17 protein-coding genes and 1 riboswitch are annotated in these 19,372 nt (G+C 65.3%); of the genes, 10 read left to right on the forward strand and 7 right to left on the reverse strand.

Going from position 1 to position 19,372, the window contains the following annotated elements; genetic code table 11:
• Positions 1–207: 207 nt before the first annotated feature.
• The 4 genes from C935_RS0111375 to metK all read right to left on the reverse strand — a co-directional run bounded on the left by C935_RS0111375 (position 208) and on the right by metK (position 4,638).
• Positions 208–966: a 16S rRNA (uracil(1498)-N(3))-methyltransferase gene (locus C935_RS0111375; protein ID WP_018862619.1), complete on the reverse strand. Its 759-nt coding sequence runs from the start codon at positions 964–966 to the stop codon at positions 208–210.
• A gap of 6 nt (positions 967–972) precedes the next feature.
• Positions 973–1,827 (reverse strand): methylenetetrahydrofolate reductase [NAD(P)H], encoded by an 855-nt coding sequence (gene metF, locus C935_RS0111380; RefSeq protein ID WP_018862620.1) that lies wholly within the window; start codon positions 1,825–1,827, stop codon positions 973–975.
• A gap of 95 nt (positions 1,828–1,922) precedes the next feature.
• Positions 1,923–3,335, reverse strand: coding sequence for an adenosylhomocysteinase (gene ahcY / locus C935_RS0111385; protein ID WP_018862621.1), 1,413 nt, complete (start codon positions 3,333–3,335; stop codon positions 1,923–1,925).
• A gap of 18 nt (positions 3,336–3,353) precedes the next feature.
• A riboswitch (S-adenosyl-L-homocysteine riboswitch) is annotated at positions 3,354–3,433 on the reverse strand.
• 32 nt (positions 3,434–3,465) lie between these two features.
• Positions 3,466–4,638, reverse strand: coding sequence for a methionine adenosyltransferase (gene metK / locus C935_RS0111390; protein WP_018862622.1), 1,173 nt, complete (start codon positions 4,636–4,638; stop codon positions 3,466–3,468).
• Between the two features lie 358 nt (positions 4,639–4,996).
• Here metK and tkt point away from each other — a divergent pair, with 358 nt between their 5' ends.
• From tkt to C935_RS0111420, 6 genes are all read left to right on the forward strand, one after another.
• Positions 4,997–6,997: a transketolase gene (gene tkt / locus C935_RS0111395; RefSeq protein ID WP_018862623.1), complete on the forward strand. Its 2,001-nt coding sequence runs from the start codon at positions 4,997–4,999 to the stop codon at positions 6,995–6,997.
• 50 nt (positions 6,998–7,047) lie between these two features.
• Positions 7,048–8,046 carry a type I glyceraldehyde-3-phosphate dehydrogenase gene (gap, locus tag C935_RS0111400; RefSeq protein ID WP_018862624.1) on the forward strand — a complete coding sequence of 333 codons (999 nt, stop codon included), beginning with the start codon at positions 7,048–7,050 and terminating at the stop codon, positions 8,044–8,046.
• Positions 8,047–8,182: 136 nt separating this feature from the next.
• Positions 8,183–9,361 carry a phosphoglycerate kinase gene (locus tag C935_RS0111405; RefSeq protein ID WP_018862625.1) on the forward strand — a complete coding sequence of 393 codons (1,179 nt, stop codon included), beginning with the start codon at positions 8,183–8,185 and terminating at the stop codon, positions 9,359–9,361.
• Positions 9,362–9,399: 38 nt separating this feature from the next.
• Positions 9,400–10,830, forward strand: coding sequence for a pyruvate kinase (gene pyk / locus C935_RS0111410; protein ID WP_018862626.1), 1,431 nt, complete (start codon positions 9,400–9,402; stop codon positions 10,828–10,830).
• A gap of 69 nt (positions 10,831–10,899) precedes the next feature.
• Positions 10,900–11,964, forward strand: coding sequence for a class II fructose-bisphosphate aldolase (gene fba / locus C935_RS0111415; RefSeq protein WP_018862627.1), 1,065 nt, complete (start codon positions 10,900–10,902; stop codon positions 11,962–11,964).
• A 91-nt stretch (positions 11,965–12,055) separates the two neighbouring features.
• On the forward strand, positions 12,056–12,859 hold the full coding sequence (locus tag C935_RS0111420) for a lipid-binding SYLF domain-containing protein (protein ID WP_018862628.1): 804 nt from the start codon (positions 12,056–12,058) through the stop codon (positions 12,857–12,859).
• On the opposite strand, the gene bioD is transcribed toward C935_RS0111420, so the two are convergent.
• The 3 genes from bioD to rimO are packed head-to-tail and all read right to left on the reverse strand — an operon-like array spanning position 12,787 to position 15,776.
• The gene (gene bioD, locus C935_RS0111425; protein ID WP_018862629.1) at positions 12,787–13,500 is read right to left on the reverse strand and encodes a dethiobiotin synthase; all 714 of its coding nucleotides are present in this window, start codon (positions 13,498–13,500) and stop codon (positions 12,787–12,789) included. The two genes, C935_RS0111420 and bioD, sit on opposite strands and share 73 nt — an antisense overlap.
• Entirely contained in the window at positions 13,497–14,393 is an 897-nt protein-coding gene (locus C935_RS0111430) for a phosphoribosylaminoimidazolesuccinocarboxamide synthase (RefSeq protein WP_018862630.1), read from the reverse strand. The genes bioD and C935_RS0111430 overlap by 4 nt, the downstream gene beginning before the upstream one ends.
• Positions 14,394–14,420: 27 nt before the next feature.
• Positions 14,421–15,776, reverse strand: a complete 1,356-nt coding sequence (gene rimO / locus C935_RS0111435) for a 30S ribosomal protein S12 methylthiotransferase RimO (protein ID WP_018862631.1) — start codon at positions 15,774–15,776, stop codon at positions 14,421–14,423.
• A 337-nt stretch (positions 15,777–16,113) separates the two neighbouring features.
• Here rimO and rpmE point away from each other — a divergent pair, with 337 nt between their 5' ends.
• The 4 genes from rpmE (at position 16,114) to C935_RS0111455 (ending at position 19,347) form a co-directional block, all read left to right on the forward strand.
• On the forward strand, positions 16,114–16,317 hold the full coding sequence (gene rpmE / locus C935_RS0111440) for a 50S ribosomal protein L31 (RefSeq protein WP_012983743.1): 204 nt from the start codon (positions 16,114–16,116) through the stop codon (positions 16,315–16,317).
• A 99-nt stretch (positions 16,318–16,416) separates the two neighbouring features.
• Positions 16,417–17,193, forward strand: coding sequence for a thermonuclease family protein (locus tag C935_RS0111445; protein ID WP_026278778.1), 777 nt, complete (start codon positions 16,417–16,419; stop codon positions 17,191–17,193).
• Positions 17,190–18,047, forward strand: a complete 858-nt coding sequence (locus C935_RS0111450; RefSeq protein WP_018862633.1) for a M48 family metallopeptidase — start codon at positions 17,190–17,192, stop codon at positions 18,045–18,047. The genes C935_RS0111445 and C935_RS0111450 overlap by 4 nt, the downstream gene beginning before the upstream one ends.
• A gap of 79 nt (positions 18,048–18,126) precedes the next feature.
• On the forward strand, positions 18,127–19,347 hold the full coding sequence (locus C935_RS0111455; RefSeq protein WP_018862634.1) for a malic enzyme-like NAD(P)-binding protein: 1,221 nt from the start codon (positions 18,127–18,129) through the stop codon (positions 19,345–19,347).
• Positions 19,348–19,372 lie beyond the last annotated feature (25 nt).

The following is a 19,372-nucleotide window of genomic DNA, read 5'->3' on the forward strand; positions in this document are numbered from 1 at the left end:
GTGCGCGCGCCCGTTTTTGATCAACAACGGGCGGCCGAGCCCCTGCTTTCGATGGCTTGTGGGGTTGGTGCCCCCTGTTCCCCGATCCTGCGTTGCGCCCCGAATCCATCAAGAACGGGCGGGTAGAACCACTACCCGCTGCACGACGCGCCTTGTCTCGGAAAACAGGGGGCACCAACGCGGACGTGCGATTAAATCAGCGTCTCCCTAGGTGAGGGCGGTCCCGCTGTCGAGATCCCCGAGTTTCCATTGCACCAGGGTCAGAAGGCTGATGGCCGCCGTCTCCGTGCGCAGGGTGCGGGGGCCGATGGCGACTGGTTGAAAACCCGCCTTGAGCGTGTCGTGGCGTTCATCGTTTGTCAGCCCTCCTTCCGGCCCGATCAGTATCCGAACGGCATGTGGCGGGGTGGCCTCGTCCAGGATTCTGGACAGTGGTCGCCCCTGTTCGTCGGCGACCAGGTCTAGCGTGGGTGAAGTGGTACTCAGCGCCTCGTTCAACTCGGCAGGTGGGGCCAGAAAGGGCAACTCGTTGCGGCCGCACTGTTCGGCTGCGGCTTGGATGATCCCGGCCCAGTGGGCGTGGCGCTTCTCCAGCCCCCTGTGGGCGGCGGCCGAGCGGCTGCGTTCGCAGAGCACTGGCCGGATCACGCTGACACCCAGCTCTACCGCCTTTTGTACGGCCAGGTCCATATGGTCTCCGCGGGCAATGCCTTGGAGCAGTTCAATGGGGCGTGCGGGTGTGGTGGGGGCGGCGGCGCGGTCACCCAGATGCAAGGTGCCGGACCGACGTCCGGTGATCTCCAGGCGGGCGTGGAATTCGTTGCCCTGGCCGTCGAACACCCGGCAGGCGGTACCGTTTTTCAGACGCAGGACGTTGGTGGCGTAGTGCAGCCGGTCCTGCGACGCGGAAATGGACTGCCCCGCGGCCAGATCCGTGTCGGTGATCAGCAGCCGGGGGCAGCGCATCGGGCGTTACCGACGGTTGTCCAGGTCCAGATTCTTCCAGATGGTCTCGGTCGGACCGGCCTGGTTCATCGAGTAGAAGTGGATGCCCGGGGCACCTTTCTCGAGCACGTCGTCGGTCAGGCGCGTGGCGATCTCGATCCCGAATTTGCGGATCGACTCCTTGTCGTCGCCATAGGCCTCCATGCGCTTGCGGATGTAGCGCGGGATTTCGGCGCCGCACATCTCGGAGAAGCGCACGATCTGGGTGTAGTTGGTGATCGGCATGATCCCGACAATGATCGGGATGGTGATGCCCATCTTCTCCACCCGTTCCATGAAGGCTTCGTAGGCGTCCACGTTGTAGAAGTACTGGGTGATTGCGGCATCGGCGCCGGCATCCACCTTGGTCTTGAAGTTTTCCAGATCCTTCTCGGCATTCGGGGCCTGCGGATGGAATTCCGGATAGGCTGCGACCTCGATCTTGAACTGGTCGCCGAACTCGGCGCGCACGAACTCGACGAGTTCGGAGGCGTAACGGAAATCACCGCCGGAGTTCTTGGTGCCGGACGGCAGGTCGCCGCGCAGCGCGACGATGCGCTTGACCCCGATGTCACGGTAGGTCGCCAGCAGGTCATACAGCTCGCCTCGGGTAGAGGAGATGCAGGAGACATGCGGGGCGGCCGGGATGCCGTCCTTGTCGATGATGTCCCTGACCGTTTCCAGGGTGCGGTCGCGGGTGGAGCCGCCGGCACCAAAGGTGACGGAATAGAACTCGGGTTTCAGGGTGCCCAGGCGCTTGCGGGCCTTGGCCAGACGCTCGGCCCCGGCCTCGTCCTTGGGCGGGAAGAATTCAACGCTGAACACGCGTTTTTGGTCAGACATGTTTGTCCTCCAGACAAAAAGAAGGCGGACCGCACGAACATGCGGCCCGCCCCGGCGTTCACATTAACAACGAATTGAAATGTGAGGCTGGCCGATCAGTAGCGGTAGTGTTCCGGCTTGAACGGGCCATCCACCGGCAGACCCAGGTACTTGGCCTGATCGTCGGTCAGACGGGTCAGGTTGGCACCCAGCTTCTTCAGGTGCAGCTGAGCGACCTTCTCGTCCAGGTGCTTCGGCAGCACGTAGACGTTCTTGTCGTACTGGTCACCCTTGGTCCACAGCTCGATCTGAGCCAGGGTCTGGTTGGTGAAGGAGTTGGACATCACGAAGCTCGGATGACCGGTGCCGCAGCCCAGGTTCACCAGGCGGCCTTCGGCCAGCATGATGATCCGGTTGCCGTTCGGCAGGATGATGTGGTCAACCTGCGGCTTGATGTTTTCCCACTCGTACTTGCGCATCGCGGCCACGGCGATCTCGGAGTCGAAGTGACCGATGTTGCAGACGATGGCCTGGTCCTTCATGCGGGTCATGTGATCTTCGGTGATCACGTCCTTGTTACCGGTGGCGGTAACGAAGATCTCGGCCTTGTCGGCGGCCTCGTCCATCGTGACCACGCGGAAGCCTTCCATCGAGGCCTGCAGGGCGCAGATCGGGTCGATCTCGGTGATCCACACGGTGGCGCCGAGGCCGGCCAGCGACTGGGCGGCACCCTTGCCGACGTCGCCATAGCCGGCGACCACGGCGATCTTGCCCGCGATCATCACGTCGGTGGCGCGCTTGATGGAGTCCACGGTGGACTCGCGGCAGCCGTACAGGTTGTCGAACTTGGACTTGGTGACCGAGTCGTTGACGTTGATCGCCGGGAAGGCCAGTTCGCCGTCCTTCGCCATCTGGTACAGGCGATGGACACCGGTGGTGGTCTCTTCGGTCACACCCTGGATCTTGGCGAGCTGTTCGGAGTACCAGTTCGGCTGCTTGGCCAGACGATCCTTGATCGAGGCAAACAGGGCGACTTCTTCTTCGTTCTCCGGGTTGGAGATGACGGACTGGTCCTTCTCGGCCTTGGCGCCGATGTGCAGCAGCAGCGTGGCGTCACCGCCGTCGTCCAGGATCATGTTGGCACCGCCGTCGAATTCGAAGATGCGGTGGCAGTAGTCCCAGTACTCTTCCAGGGTCTCGCCCTTCACGGCGAAGACCGGGGTGCCGTTGTCGGCGATCGCGGCCGCGGCGTGGTCCTGGGTGGAGTAGATGTTGCAGGAGGCCCAGCGCACGTCCGCGCCCAGGGCTTCCAGGGTCTGGATCAGAACCGCGGTCTGGATGGTCATGTGCAGGGAGCCGGCAATCTTCGCGCCCTTCAGCGGCTTGGAGGCCGCGAATTCTTCACGCGTCTGAATCAGGCCGGGCATCTCGGTCTCGGCGATCGCAATTTCCTTGCGACCGAACTCGGCGAGATTGATGTCTTTAACGACGTAGTCGTTGGTCTTCTTAGCATCCATCACAGCATTCATGGATAACTTCTCCTATGGTCTGGATGAGCGCCGTATTCAAGTTTCAAGGGACATCCGGCTGAGCCTGACGGTAAACCGCTGCAGCGCTCCTCAGCCGGATGGGTGTTTCGCTTACCAAATATGGGTCTGTTTAGAGGCCCGCCATCTTCTTGAGTTCCTCGGCCTTGTCGGTGCGCTCCCAGGGGAGGTCGACGTCTTCGCGGCCGAAGTGACCGTAGGCGGCGGTCGCCTTGTAGATCGGGCGCAGCAGATCCATCATCTGGATCAGGCCCCACGGGCGCAGGTCAAAGGTATCGCGCACGAAGCCTTCGATCTTGCGGTCGTCGATCTTGCCGGTGCCGAAGGTGTCGATGGTGATCGAGGTCGGTTCGGCCACGCCGATGGCGTAGGAGACCTGGATCTCGCACTTGTCGGCCAGGCCGGCGGCGACGACGTTCTTGGCCACGTAGCGGCCGGCGTAGGCAGCGGAACGGTCCACCTTGGACGGGTCCTTGCCGGAGAACGCGCCACCACCATGACGGGCCATGCCGCCGTAGGTGTCGACGATGATCTTGCGGCCGGTCAGGCCGGCGTCACCCACCGGGCCCCCGATCTCGAACTTGCCGGTCGGGTTGATGTGGATCTTGTCGTCGGAGACCTGGCTCAGCCATTCGTTCGGCAGCACCTTCTTGAAGATCTCTTCGTAGATCGCTTCCTGCAGATCCTTCTGCGAGATGTCCGGGCTGTGCTGGGTGGACAGGACCACCGCATCCAGGCCGGCCGGCTTGCCGTCTTCGTAGCGCAGCGAGACCTGGGACTTGGCGTCCGGACGCAGCCACGGCAGCTTGCCGCTCTTCATCAGTTCGGACTGGATGCGCACCATCTTGTGGGCGTAGAAGATCGGGGCGGGCATCAGCGTATCGGTTTCGCGCGCGGCGTAGCCGAACATCAGGCCCTGGTCACCGGCGCCCTGGGTGGCGCGGTCGGAGACGTCGCGGTCCACACCCATGGCGATGTCCTGGGACTGTTCACCCAGCACGTTCAGCACAGCGCAGGTCTTGCCGTCGAAGCCGACGTCGGAATCGTTGTAGCCGATCTCGCAGACCGTATCGCGCACCAGCTTCTCGTAATCGATCTGGGCACCGGTGGTGATCTCGCCCAGCAGCATGACCATGCCGGTCTTGGTGGCGGTCTCGCAGGCGATGCGCGCATGCGGATCCTGCTCGATGATGGCGTCGACAATGGTGTCGGAAACCAGGTCGGCCATCTTGTCGGGATGGCCCGCGGAAACCGATTCCGAGGTGAAGATGTAATCGTTGGACATTAGGCGTTCCTTTGTGGGTCGTTTCGATTTAGTTTTGCGCAAAACGACCCGTACTGTAACGCAACTCGCCGAGATTTTCTAAGCCCCCTCCCGGTGTTTTTGGGGCCCTGGGACGTGCGAATGAGCTCGAGACCGCGTTCTGGCGCGCCCTGGCGCCGACTTGCCCCGATCGCGGAAAGTGGCCAAAATGCATCGCCTTTGCTGGGGCTGCTCGGACCGTTCCGTGTCTTTGAGCGCCGGCAGGATCTGAGTGCCCTCGATCGGTCGACCTGTCCGGGTCTGGCCGCCGCTGGCGCCCCGCGCCGCTGATCGCCGCCAGCCGAACCCAAACACTATTTCGAAAGAGCAGGAGTTCAGCATGCCGACCCGTAGAGAGCTTGCCAATGCCATTCGCGCCCTGTCGATGGATGCCGTCCAGAAGGCCAATTCCGGCCATCCGGGCGCGCCGATGGGGATGGCGGATATCGCCGAAGTGCTGTGGAACGATTACATGCAGCACAACCCGGCCAACCCGCACTGGCCCGATCGCGATCGCTTCGTGATGTCCAATGGCCACGGCTCCATGCTGATCTACTCCCTGCTGCACTTGACCGGCTACGACCTGCCGATGGACGAGATCAAGCAGTTCCGTCAACTGCACTCCCAGACCCCGGGTCACCCGGAGTACGGTTACACCGCCGGTGTCGAGACCACGACCGGCCCGCTGGGCCAGGGGATCTCCAACGCGGTGGGCATGGCGCTGGCCGAGAAGGTGATGGCCGCGCACTTCAACCAGCCCGGCCACGACATCGTCGATCACCACACCTACGCCTTCCTCGGCGACGGCTGCATGATGGAAGGGATCTCCCACGAGAGCTGCGCGCTGGCCGGCACCCTGGGCCTGGGCAAACTGGTCGCCTTCTGGGATGACAACGGCATCTCCATCGACGGCGAGGTCGAGGGCTGGTTCACCGACGACACCCCGGGCCGCTTCGAGGCCTATGGCTGGCACGTCGTGCGTGGCGTGGACGGCCACGATGCCGATGCAGTCAAGGCCGCGATTGAAGAGGCCCGCAAGGAAACCGGCAAGCCGAGCCTGATCTGCTGCCGCACCGTGATCGGCTTCGGTTCGCCGAACAAGTGCGGCAAGGAAGAGTGCCACGGCGCCGCCCTGGGCGACGACGAAGTCGCGCTGACTCGTAAGGAGCTCGGCTGGAACCACGCCCCGTTCGAGGTCCCGAACGACATCTACGAAGGCTGGAACGCGAAGGACAAGGGTTCGAAGGCCGAGGCCGAGTGGAAGGAGCGCTTTGCCGCCTACAAGCAGGCGCATCCGGAGCTGGCCGCCGAGTTCGAGCGCCGCATGGCCGGCGACCTGCCGTCCGACTGGACCGAAAAGGCCAACGCCTACATCAAGGAAACCGTCGAGAAGGCCGAGAAGGTTGCCTCGCGCAAGGCCTCGCAGAACGCGATCGCCGGCATGGCCCCGGCCGTCCCGGAACTGCTGGGCGGCTCCGCCGACCTGGCCGGCTCCAACCTGACGATGTACAGCGGTTCCAAGGGTGTCAGCAAGGACGATGCCGCCGGCAACTACGTCTACTACGGCGTGCGCGAGTTCGGCATGGCCGCGATCATGAACGGCATCGCCCTGCACGGCGGCTTTATCCCGTATGGCGGCACCTTCCTGATCTTCTCCGATTACGCCCGCAACGGCATCCGCATGTCCGCGCTGATGAAGCAGCGCGTGATGTACGTGCTGACCCATGACTCCATCGGTCTGGGCGAAGACGGCCCGACCCACCAGCCGATCGAACAGACCTCGAGCCTGCGCCTGATCCCCAACCTGAACGTCTGGCGCCCTTGCGATGCGGTCGAGACCGCCGTCGCCTGGAAGGCCGGCATCGAGCGTACCGACGGTCCGTCCGCGTTCATCCTGTCGCGTCAGGGTCTGCCGCATATGGAGCGTGATGGCGAGCAGCTCGCCAACATCGCCCGCGGTGGCTACATCCTGAAGGATTGCGACGGCACCCCGGACCTGATCTTCATCGCGACCGGCTCCGAGGTCGAGCTGGCGGTGAAGGCGGCCGAAGAGCTCGCCGGCGAAGGCAAGAAGGCGCGCGTCGTCTCCATGCCCTGTGTCGAGCTGTTCGAGCAGCAGGACCCCGCCTACCAGGAGGCCGTACTGCCGGCCGCCGTACGCAAGCGCGTGGCCGTCGAGGCTGGCGCCACCGCGACCTGGTACAAGTTCACCGGTCTGGACGGCGCCGTGTTCGGCATGGATCGCTTCGGCGAGTCCGCGCCGGGTGGCGCCCTGTTCGACTACTTCGGCTTCAAGCCGGAGAACGTCGCCCAGATCGCCCGTGACGTGCTGAACGGCTAAGCTTACGTCCGCATCGATTTCGCATAAGCAAGAAAGAGAGGAGACATCCCATGTCGATCAAGGTTGGTATTAACGGCTTCGGTCGTATCGGCCGCATGGCCTTCCGCGCCATCGCCAAGGACTTTCCGAACCTGCAGGTGGTCGGTATCAACGACCTGCTGGATCCCGAGTACCTGGCCTACATGCTGCGCTACGACTCCGTGCACGGCCGCTTCGAGGGCGACATCAGCGTCGATGGCGATCACCTGGTGGTGAACGGCAACCGCATTCGCCTGACTGCCGAGAAGGACCCGGCCGCGCTGAAGTGGGGCGACATCGGCGCCGATATCGTGATCGAGTCCACCGGTCTGTTCCTGACCGCCGAGACCGCCCAGAAGCACCTGGACGCCGGCGCCAAGAAGGTCGTGATGTCCGCGCCGTCCAAGGACGACACCCCGATGTTCGTCTATGGCGTGAACCACGGCGACTACTCGGGCCAGAACATGGTTTCCGCGGCCTCTTGCACCACCAACGCCCTGGCCCCGGTGGCCAAGGTCCTGCATGACAACTACGGCATCAAGCGTGGCCTGATGACCACCGTGCACGCCGCCACCGCGACCCAGAAGACCGTTGACGGCCCGTCCATGAAGGACTGGCGTGGCGGTCGCGGCATCCTGGAGAACATCATCCCGTCCTCCACCGGTGCCGCCAAGGCCGTGGGCAAGGTGCTGCCGGATCTGAACGGCAAGCTGACCGGTATGGCCTTCCGTGTGCCGACCTCCGACGTGTCCGTGGTCGACCTGACCGTGGAACTGAACGGCGAAGCCAAGTACGACGACATCTGCGCGGCCATGAAGAAAGCGGCCGGTGGTGAACTGAAGGGCGTCTTGGACTACACCGACGAGCTGGTGGTCTCCACCGACTTCCGTGGCTACACCGCCCCGTCCGTGTTCGATGCCGGTGCCGGCATCCAGCTGGACTCGACCTTCGTGAAGGTCGTCGCCTGGTACGACAACGAGTACGGCTACACCTGCAACATGCTGCGCATGGTGGAGCACGTCGCCAAGTAAGGTCTGACGGTCGGGTCCCGACGGGCCCGGCCGTTTTCCCTGTCCCGGATTTTCCGGGGTCCAGAGGCCTGGGGCGAGCCTCGCACGGGGCTCGCCCGAAGCCTTTTTTCTCAACCGAATTTCGAGAGGTACTCCCATGTCTGTCATCAAGATGACCGATCTCGACCTGAACGGCCGCCGTGTGCTGGTGCGCCAGGACCTGAACGTGCCGGTGAAGGGCGGCAAGGTCACCTCCGACGCCCGCATTCGCGCGAGCCTCGAGACCGTGCAGAAGGCGCTGGACGGTGGTGCTGCGGTGATGCTGATGTCGCACCTGGGTCGCCCGACCGAGGGCGAGTTTTCCGAGGAGGATTCCCTGGCCCCGGTCGCCGAGCACATGGCCGGTCTGCTGGGCCGCGAAGTGCGCCTGGTGCGGGATTACCTCGACGGTGTGGACGCTAAGCCGGGTGAGGTCATCCTGCTCGAAAATGTCCGCTTCAATGCGGGCGAGAAGAAGGACGACGAGGCGCTGGCGAAGAAGTATGCGGCCCTGTGCGACGTGTTCGTGATGGATGCCTTCGGTACGGCCCACCGCGCCCAGGCCTCGACCCATGGCGTGGCGAAGTTTGCCCCGCAGGCCTGCGCCGGCCCGCTGCTGGCCAAGGAACTCGAGGCTTTGGGCAAGGCGCTTGAGACCCCGAAGCGTCCGCTGGTGGCCATCGTGGGCGGCTCCAAGGTCTCGACCAAGCTGACGGTGCTGGAGTCGCTGTCCAGTGTGGTCGACCAGCTGATCGTCGGTGGCGGCATCGCCAACACCTTCATCGCGGCCCAGGGCCACGGTGTCGGCAAGTCGCTGTACGAGGCCGATCTGGTCGACGAGTCCAAGCGCCTGATGGAGGCGGCCCGCGCCAAGGGCGGCGAGATCCCGGTGCCGACCGACGTGACCGTGGGCAAGGAATTCTCCGAGTCCACCCCGGCCGAGACCAAGTCTGTCGATGCCGTGGCCGATGACGACATGATTTTCGACGTTGGCCCCGAGACCGCGGCGACCTATGCCGAGGCCCTGCGCAACGCCGGTACGATCGTCTGGAACGGCCCGGTCGGCGTGTTCGAATTCGACCAGTTCGCCGCCGGTACCAAGGCCCTGGGCGAGGCCATCGCCGAGAGCAATGCGTTCTCCATCGCCGGCGGTGGTGACACCCTGGCCGCGATCGACAAGTACAACCTGGCCGATCGCATCAGCTATATCTCCACCGGTGGAGGCGCCTTCCTCGAGTTCCTGGAAGGCAAGACCCTGCCGGCCGTCGCCATCCTGGAAGAGCGCGCCCGCGGCTGATGCCTCGGCGCGCTCTCCGCTGACGGAGAACGACGCGGATGAGACGCACCAAGATCGTGGCCACTCTCGGGCCGGCCACGGATACCGACGAGGCCATGGAGGCCATCATCCGGGCCGGCGTGGACGTCGTCCGGTTGAACTTCTCGCATGGTGACCCGGACGACCATCGTGCCCGTCTCAAGCGCCTGCGCGCCGCGGCCGACCGCGCCGGTCGCTGTGTCGGTGTCCTTGGCGACCTCCAGGGTCCGAAGATCCGTATCGACCGATTCAGTGAAGGCAGGGTCCATTTGCAGGAGGGCGCGTCATTCGCGCTGGACGCGGATCTTGACCGCGACGCGGGCGATGCGACCCAGGTCGGCCTGACCTACAAGGAGCTGCCGCAGGACGTCCGTCCCGACGACATCCTGTTGCTGGATGACGGGCGCATCGTGCTCAAGGTCGGCGCCGTGAACGGCGGTCGCATCGAGACGACCGTCGTCGTAGGGGGGGAGCTGTCCAACAACAAGGGCATCAACCGCCAGGGTGGCGGCCTGTCCGCCCCCGCGATCACCGACAAGGACCGGGATGATATCCGTCTGGCGGCCGAGCTGCAGGTGGATTACCTGGCGGTTTCCTTCCCGCGCTCCGCCCAGGATCTGCATCTGGCACGCAGCCTGCTGAAGGATGCCGGCTGGGAGGCCGGTGTCTGCGCGAAGATCGAGCGCTCCGAGGCCCTGGAGGTGATCGACGAGATCATCGCGGCCTCGGAGGTGATCATGATCGCGCGCGGGGACCTGGGCGTGGAGATTGGCGACGCCGAGCTGCCCGGGGTGCAGAAGACCCTGATCTCGCGGGCGCGTACCCTCAATCGTCTGGTGATTACGGCCACCCAGATGATGGAGACCATGATCCAGAACCCGATCCCGACGCGTGCCGAGGTCTTCGATGTGGCCAACGCGGTGCTCGACGGGACGGACGCGGTGATGCTCTCCGGCGAGACCGCGACGGGTCGCTATCCGGCGCGGGTGGTCGAGAGCATGGACCGGATCTGCGAGGCCGCCGAGCGCCAGCGCGCCGCTCGCCAGTCGGATCACCGCATGGATTCGACCTTCGGTCGCGTGGACGAGGCCATCGCAATGGCCACGATGTACACGGCGAACCACCTCGACGTGGCGGCCATTGCCGCGCTGACCGAATCCGGTTCCACGGCCCTGTGGATGTCGCGCATCAGCTCCGGCATCCCGATCTATGCGCTGACTCAACATGAGTCCACCAGCCGCCGCATGACACTCTATCGAGGGGTGTATCCCGTGATCCTGGAACCGATTCCCGAAAGCCACGAGAGCCTGAACCGTGAGGCGGTCAACTTGCTCCAGGCCGAGGGCGTCGTGCAGGATGGCGGGCTGGTTATCATTACCAAGGGCGATTTGCAGGGCGAACATGGTGGTACGAACGCCATGAAGATCGTGCGCGTTGGCGATGAGTTGTGAGCACGCGCCGCCCCCTGGCAATACCAAGATTTTTCACTACGTCAGTCCGATCCCGTTAAGGAGGAACCCATGGCACTGATCTCCCTTCGCCAACTGCTGGACCATGCCGCCGAGCATGGCTACGGCATGCCGGCCTACAACGCGAACAACATGGAACAGATCCATTCGATCATGGAGGCGGCCGCCGAGGTCGACTCTCCGGTGATCATTCAGGCCTCCGCCGGTGCGCGCAAGTACGCCGGCGAGCCCTTCCTGCGTCGCATGATCGAGGCCGCCGCCGAGCAGTACCCGGACATCCCGATTGTCCTGCACCAGGACCACGGCGCCGAGCCGGCGGTCTGCCTGCGCTCGATCCAGTCAGGCTTCACCTCGGTGATGATGGACGGCTCCCTGATGCCCGACATGAAGACCCCGGCCAGCTACGACTACAACCGCGACGTGACCGCCAAGGTTTCCGAAATGGCGCACTCCTGCGGGGTGTCCGTGGAAGGTGAGCTGGGCTGCCTGGGTTCGCTGGAAACCGGTATGGCCGGCGAGGAAGATGGCTCCGGTGCCGAGGGCAAACTCTCCCACGACCAGCTGCTGACGGATCCGGACGAGGCCGCCGACTTTGTGAAGAACACCAAGTGCGACGCCCTGGCGATCGCCATTGGTACCTCTCACGGGGCCTATAAGTTCACCCGTCCGCCGACCGGTGACATCCTGGCGATCGAGCGCATCAAGGAGATCCACAACCGTATCCCGGATACCCATCTGGTCATGCACGGTTCCTCCTCGGTGCCGCAGGAGTGGCTGGAGATCATCAACAAGTACGGCGGCGACATGGGCGAGACCTATGGCGTGCCGGTCGAAGAGATCCAGGAAGGCATCAAGCACGGCGTGCGCAAGGTCAACATCGACACCGACCTGCGCATGGCCTCCACCGGCGCGGTGCGCAAGTTCCTGGCGGAAAACCAGAAGGAATTCGATCCGCGCAAATTCCTGAAGGCCTCCACCGCGGCCATGAAGGACATCTGCAAGGCGCGTTACGAGGCCTTCGGCTGTGCCGGGATGGCGTCCAAGATCAAGCCGATCTCGCTGGACGACATGGTCGCCCGCTACAAGAGCGGCGAGCTGGATCCGAAGGTCAACTGATCTGCGGATCGCAGCACGGAAAAGGGGGCTTCGGCCCCCTTTTTTTATGCGATGATGTCGCCATTTCCGAACTATCCGGAGCGTTCACCCAATGCAGCGACTGATCCATCTTTGCCTGACCGCGCTGGTGGTGGCTGCGCTGTCCGCCACCGCCCACGCAAACCCGTTCAGCCGCGAGGTTGACCCACAGGACATCGTCGACCGGGCGAAGGTCACCCTGGAGCGTCTGGCCACACACCCTGAATACGAGCATCTCAAGGAAGACCTGCGCACCGCCCGCGGTGTCGTTATCTTCCCGCGTATCGCTCGTGGTGCCTTCCTCGTGGGCGGCTCCGGAGGCCTGGGTGTGTTCCTGGCCTGGGACGAGGACAAGGGCGACTATTCCCCGGTCGCCTTCTATTCCATGGGTTCCGTGAGCTTTGGTATGCAGTTCGGCGGTGATGCCGCCGAGGTGGTCATGGTGGCGCGTACCCAGGATGCGGTCGACTCGATGTTCGGTTCGGCCATCCGTCTGGGGGCCGATGCCTCGGTTGCGGCCGGACCGGTCGGGGCCGGGCGCGGGTCCACGCCGACCGCGGACTTCCTGTCCTATTCGCGCGCGCGAGGGGCCTATCTGGGCATGAGCTTCTCCGGTTCACGCCTGACCGTGCGCGACGACTTCAACGACGCGTACTACGGCGAGTCGCAGCGGCCGGTACACATCATTGAGAGCCGGCGTGTGGATCATGCCGGGACGCGCGAGCTGCGCGATCTGCTGGTCTCGTTCCGACAGGCCGAGGACACTGCCGAGCCTGCCGCCGGGAATGGCGATATGCGCCCGGATCAAACCCTCGACGAGGTCCCCCCCGGCGAGGGCGGTATCCGCCGTGACGACTTCCAGGTCGAGAGCTTCTGAGTCGCGCCCTCCGGGCTGATCCCCTCCGGCAGCGACAGTATTGGCGCGGGGGTGTAACGGGTCAGCGCGCTTGCGTTGTCCAGCAACGGATCGGTATCGGCCCGGCGCCGATTCAGCACGATCCCGGCCAGTCGCAGACCGCGCCGTTCCAACGCCTCCAGTGTCAGCAGACAGGTGTTCAGTATTCCCAGTCGATCCTCGGCGACCAGCAGCACCGGAAGGCCCAGCGCCTGCGCCAGATCGGCGTTCAGGCCATCGCTACACAGCGGTGAATAGAAACCACCCGCGCCCTCCACTAGCAGGGGGGCACCATCCGCATCGCAGGCCCGGGCGAGTTCCGCGACGGTCAGCTGCACCCCTTGGCGTGCCGCGGCCTGATCGGGCGCCAGGGCATCGGGAAACCGCCAGGGCGTTACGTCCTTTACGGCCGTCTCCGGCAGGCCAGCCGCTGCGGTCAGGGCGGCGCCATCCTCGGGGAACAGAGTGCCGCCGCGTTCGGGGCAGCCGGATTCCACCGGCTTGCGCGGCTGCGGGGCCAGACCCTCGGCGCGCCAGGCCGCCAGCAGGGCACAGGCAACAAAGGTCTTGCCGACCCCGGTGTCGCTCCCGGTAACGAACAGGCCTTGTGGTATTTCGATCATGCGTCGCGGGTCAGGCGTTCCAGGGCCTCGTGGTAGCGCGCGGCTGTTTGTTCGGCGACATCGGGCGGTAGCTCGGGTCCGGGGGCGGTCTTGTCCCAGTCCAGGGTCTCGAGATAATCCCGCACGTACTGCTTGTCGAAGGACTCGGGGCTGCGGCCCGGCACGTATTGATCGGCCGGCCAGAAGCGCGAGGAGTCGGGGGTGAGGACCTCGTCGATCAGATGCAGGGTCCCGTTGGCGTCCACCCCGAACTCGAATTTCGTGTCTGCAATGATGATCCCGCGTTCGGCCGCGTAGTCGCGCGCCATCGCGTAGATCGCCAGCGCGGCGTCGCGTACCTGTCGGGCCCGTTCCTTGCCGATCGTGTCCACCACGGTGGCGAAGTCAATGTTCGCGTCGTGATCGCCAACCGCCGCCTTGGTGCTGGGGGTGAAGATGGCCTCCGGCAGCTTCGAGGCCAGTTCTAGGCCGGCCGGCAGCGGGATGCCGCACACCATGCCGCTGGTCTGGTAGTCCTTCCAGCCGGACCCGATCAGGTACCCGCGCACCACGGCCTCCACCGGCAGCGCCTCAAGCCGGCGAATCACCAGGCTGCGACCCTCCAGTGGTGCCCGGATCGCCGGGTCGGGGATCACTTGTTCCAGCGGGACGTCGGTCAACTGGTTGGGAATGTCCAGCTCACGTTCGACCTTGCGCATCCAGAACTCGGTGATCGCGGTCAGCATGCGCCCCTTGCCCGGGATCGGGGTGGGCAGGACCACGTCAAAGGCCGACAGGCGGTCCGTGGTAACCATCAGCCAGTGGTCGGCGTCGACCGCGTACAGGTCGCGCACCTTGCCGCGATGGACGAGTTCGAGATCGGGGAGATCACTTTCCAGCAGGGCATCGCTCATCAGTGCTTCCGTTCGGTCAGCTTGTTGTCAGTCGTCAGGGAGTTCGGCGATCAGGTCATGTTCGTCCGTGCGGGTGATCGAGACCTCGATGAAGTCGCCGATATCCACCGACTCCGGGTCGACCCCGGCCACGCGGATTACGCCGTCGATCTCCGGGGCCTCCGCGGCGGAGCGGGCGATTACGGTCCCGTCCGTGTGCACCTCGTCGACCAGCGCCACCGGCTGGCTGCCGATCCGGCGGCGCAGCCGTTCGGCGCTGATCCGGGCCTGCACGTCCATAAAGCGGGCCAGGCGCTCCTCGCGCACGGCCTCCGGCACCGGGTCTGGCAGGTCGTTGGCCGCTGCGCCCTCCACGGGCGAGTAGGCAAAGGCCCCGACGCGGTCGAGCTGCGCCTCGTGCAGGAACTCCAGCAGGGTCTCGAACTCAGCCTCGGTCTCGCCGGGAAAGCCTACGATAAACGTCGAACGCAGGGTCAGGTCGGGGACCTGCTCGCGCCAGCTCGCAATGCGTTCCAGCACGCGCTCGGCGGCGGCCGGGCGGCGCATCGCCTTGAGTACCCGGGGGTGGCCATGCTGCAGCGGCATGTCCAGGTACGGCAGGATCCCGCCTTCCTCGCCCGAACCCATCAGCGGGATCAGTCGATCCACGTGCGGGTAGGGGTAGACGTAATGCAGGCGCACCCAGATGCCGAGCTGGCCCAGCGCCTCGGCCAGGTGGGCGATGTCGGAACGGACCGGGCGACCGCCATGGAATCCGGTGCGGTACTTCACGTCCACGCCATAGGCCGAAGTATCCTGCGAGATCACCAGGATTTCGCGCACGCCGGCCGCGGCCAGGCGCTCCGCCTCGGCCAGTACCTCGCCGATCGGGCGGCTGACCAGGTCGCCGCGCAGGCTGGGGATGATGCAGAAGCTGCAGCGGTGATTGCAGCCCTCGGAGATCTTCAGGTACGCGTAGTGGCGCGGCGTCAGGCGGATCCCCTGCGGCGGCACCAGTGACTCGAACGGGGTTGCCGGCGGCGGCAGGTGTTCGTGCACCGCGCCGACGACTTCCTCGTAGGCATGCGGTCCGGTGACGGCGAGCACGCCCGGGTGGGTCTCGTGGATGCGCTCGGCATCCTTGCCCAGGCAGCCGGTGACGATCACCCGGCCATTGGCATCCATGGCCTCGCCGATTGCGTCCAGGGATTCGGCCACCGCATCGTCGATAAAGCCGCAGGTATTGACCACCACCAGGTCCGCGCCGTCGTAGTCGGCGGCGATCTCGTAGCCTTCGGCGCGCAGGCGCGTCAGGATTTGTTCGGAGTCCACCAGGGCCTTCGGACAGCCGAGGCTGACAAAGCCGACGCGCTGCGCGCTGTCCAGGGTATTGCTTTTATTCACAGTACGTTATCGCCTTCTGGGGCCAGTTCCAGGCGCGCCGGAATCTTGATGCGCCAGCCGGTGCCTATCCAGATTGTTCTTTTGATTTAACGGGTTGCGTGGCCAAGTAGTCGATCGAGAGCCGGTCGCCTTATGTTGCATGGTCCCGGTTGCCGGAGTCGCTGACAATTCGTCCACAAGGTTATCCACAGGCCTCCTCGAATGCCGCGAAGGGGCGCTATCTTCAGGGGCTTGCGTACACAGGGCTCGCCTCCCGCCCTTTACGGAGGACCTTGCAACAGCCCCGGGAAGGCGGCTATGCTATCGCACTTTTCGCCAGAACACGCGTGAGCCGACCATGAAAGCCGACATTCATCCGAACTACCACAACGTCAAGGTTATCTGCAGCTGCGGCACGCAGTTCGAGACCCGCTCCACCCTCTCGAAGGACGAGATGCACGTGGACGTGTGCTCGCAGTGCCATCCGTTCTACACCGGCAAGCAGAAGATCGTTGACACCGCCGGTCAGGTCGACAAGTTCAACCGCCGCTTCGCATTCTGAATGTATTCGCGCCCGATGGCGCGAGGCGGTTTCTGGCGGGGCGTCCAGCGGATGCTCGTGCCATTTGACGAGGGCGTCCCGCGGGGCGCCCTCGTTTGTTTGGTCGCGCTGTCGGCGTGGCTGCTTGCCCCGGGCGCCGTGGCGCAGTGCGCGCTGGAGGACCACGATCCGCGCGATCTGCAGCGCGTGACGGGCGAGCGTGTTTGGGCATCGGATGCCCTGGAGCTGGAAGACGGGCGACACATCCGTTTGCTGGGTCTGGCACCGGCAGCCCCGCTTCCGTCCGCCGCGCCACAGCTGCTGCCAGTGGGCTTCGGGCTGGACTTGCGAGAGTCCCTGAAGGCCCGCCTGCTCGATGTCGATCACCGCCTGGTGCTGTTGCCGGGACGTCCGGCCCGCGACGCCTATGGCCGCCTGCGCATGCACGCCTGGATCGACGACGGACCGCTGCTGGCCGCCAGCCTGATCGGGGAGGGCCTGGCCATGCCGCGTCCAGGGCCGGAACCGGATCCCCTGGATGACTGCTACTACGGCGCCGAGACCGTGGCACGCGAAGAGTCACGAGGGCTCTGGCTGGAGCGGCTCGAGGCCTTCCCGGTCGACTGGCTGGAGCCGCCGCGCGAGCGCTCGCAGGGGCGGCTGCGGGTCCAGGGCGAGGTGATCGACGTGCGCGTGCGCGACCCGCACTGGGTCCTGGTCCTGAACGGTCCACTGGATCTGCTGATCTCCGGGGATGACCGCGATTTTTTCGAGGATCTGGAACCACGCTCACTGCTGGGTAACACCGTTGTTGCGCGCGGTGCGGTGTATCCTTGGAGGGAGCGAGGGCGGATGCGGATCCGCCACCCCTTTGATCTCGAGGTGCTTGATCCATGAACGCCCTGTCCCGCCTGTTTCTCCGTCGCTGGGCGGCGCTGGCCCTGACGCTGCTGATCGGCGCGGGCCTGGCCGTCGCGCTGCCGGGCTGCACCACCAATCCGGTCACCGGGCGCTCGCAGTTGATGCTGGTCTCCGAGAACCAGGCGATCGACGCCTCGCGTACCGCCTATGTGGAGATGCTCGCCCCGGCGCGAGAGGAGGGGAGGGTGGACGCCAACCCCGAGATGACCGCGCGCGTGCAGCAGATCACCGAGCGCGTGGTGGCACAGGCGGTCAAGTATCGCCCCGAGACCGCCGACTGGGAGTGGGAGATTCGCGTGATCGAGGCGCCGGACACGGTCAACGCCTTCGCCATGGCCGGTGGCAAGATGGCGATCTATTCCGGCATTATCGAACAGTTGGAGCTGACCGATGACGAGCTGGCGCAGATCATCGGCCACGAGATCGCCCATGCGCTGTCCGCGCACACGGCCGAGAAGATGTCGGTGGCCCTGGCCAGCAATCTCGCAGTGGCGGGTTACGCGATGACTGGCGACCGCTCGCCCGTGGCGCTGACCGGTGCCGCCCTGGGGGCCGCACTCGCGGTGCAGCTGCCGCACAGCCGCCGGATGGAAGCGGAGGCCGACCGCATCGGGATCGAACTGGCCGCGCGGGCCGGTTATGATCCGGACGCGGCCGCGAGCCTGTGGCGCAAGATGGCGGAGCAGGCCAACGGCCGCCATCCGGTGTTCCTGAGTACGCACCCGGCGCCCGAGTCGCGCCAGCGCGACCTGACCCGCATGGCCGACGAATTTCGTCCGCTGTACGAACAGGCCCGGCGCTCCTCGGTGCCGACGCACCCGGTCAACTGACCGGTCGCGGGGCCGGTCCGGCCCCGGAGCCCCGCTGCATTCTGACAGTCACTGCTTGACCAAAAGGCCCCGCAACACCATGTCCAAGGATTTCACCCAGCGCGCGCTGGACTACCACGAACAGCAGCCGGCCGGGAAACTGGCCATCCATATCACCAAGCCCACGGCGACCCAGGACGACCTCTCCCTGGCGTATTCGCCGGGCGTGGCCGCGCCGGTGCGCGCGATTGCCTCCGACCCGGAGCTGGCCTACCGCTATACCGGCAAGGGCAACCTGGTCGCTGTGATCACCGATGGCACGGCGGTGCTGGGGCTGGGCAATGTCGGCGCGCTGGCAGCCAAGCCGGTGATGGAGGGCAAGGGGGTGTTGTTCAAGGCCTTCGCCAACATCGACGTCTACGACATTGAGGTGGATGCGCCGCAGCCGGAGGACTTCATCAACACCGTGGCCCGCATCGCCGGCGGTTTCGGCGGGATCAACCTCGAGGACATCGCCGCGCCGCACTGCTTCGAGATCGAGCGCCGCCTGTCCGAGCGCCTGGATATCCCCGTCTTTCACGACGACCAGCACGGCACGGCGGTTATCACCGCGGCCGGTCTGGTGAATGCCCTGGAGATCCAGGGCAAGAAGCTCAGTGACGCGAAGATCGTCTGTGTGGGCGCCGGGGCGGCCGGCATCGCCTCCATGCAGCTGCTGCTGCGCCTGGGGGCGAGCAAGAAGAACCTGTTCATGGTGGACCGCAAGGGCGTGATCCACAGCCAGCGCAACGACCTGAACGAATACAAGCAGATCTTCGCCGTCGATACCGAGGCACGCACGCTGGAGGACGCCTGCGAGGGTGCGGATGTCTTCATCGGGCTGTCGGGCCCCGATCTGCTGACACCCGGGATGCTGAAGTCCATGGCGCCGAAGCCGGTGATCTTCGCGCTGTCCAACCCGGATCCGGAGATCCGTCCGGAGCTGGCGCTCGAGACGCGCGACGACCTGATCATGGCGACAGGCCGTTCGGACTACCCCAACCAGGTCAACAACGTGCTGGGCTTCCCGTTCATCTTCCGCGGTGCGCTGGATGTGCGCGCGCGCCGGATCAATGACGAGATGCTGGTCGCGGCCGTGCATGCGCTGGCCGAACTGGCCCGCGAGCCGATCCCGCAGGCCGTGCTGGACGCCTACGGCCTGGAGGCGCTCGAGTTTGGTCCGCACTACATTCTGCCGACCCCGTTCGATCCGCGCCTGATTGATACCGTGCCGCAGGCGGTCGCACAGGCCGCGCGCGACAGCGGGGTTGCGCGCCGCTAACCCCAAACTCCACCTCCGTCAGACG

The organism is Thioalkalivibrio sp. ALJ3 (genome assembly GCF_000377205.1).
Classification (GTDB): Bacteria; Pseudomonadota; Gammaproteobacteria; order Ectothiorhodospirales; family Ectothiorhodospiraceae; genus Thioalkalivibrio.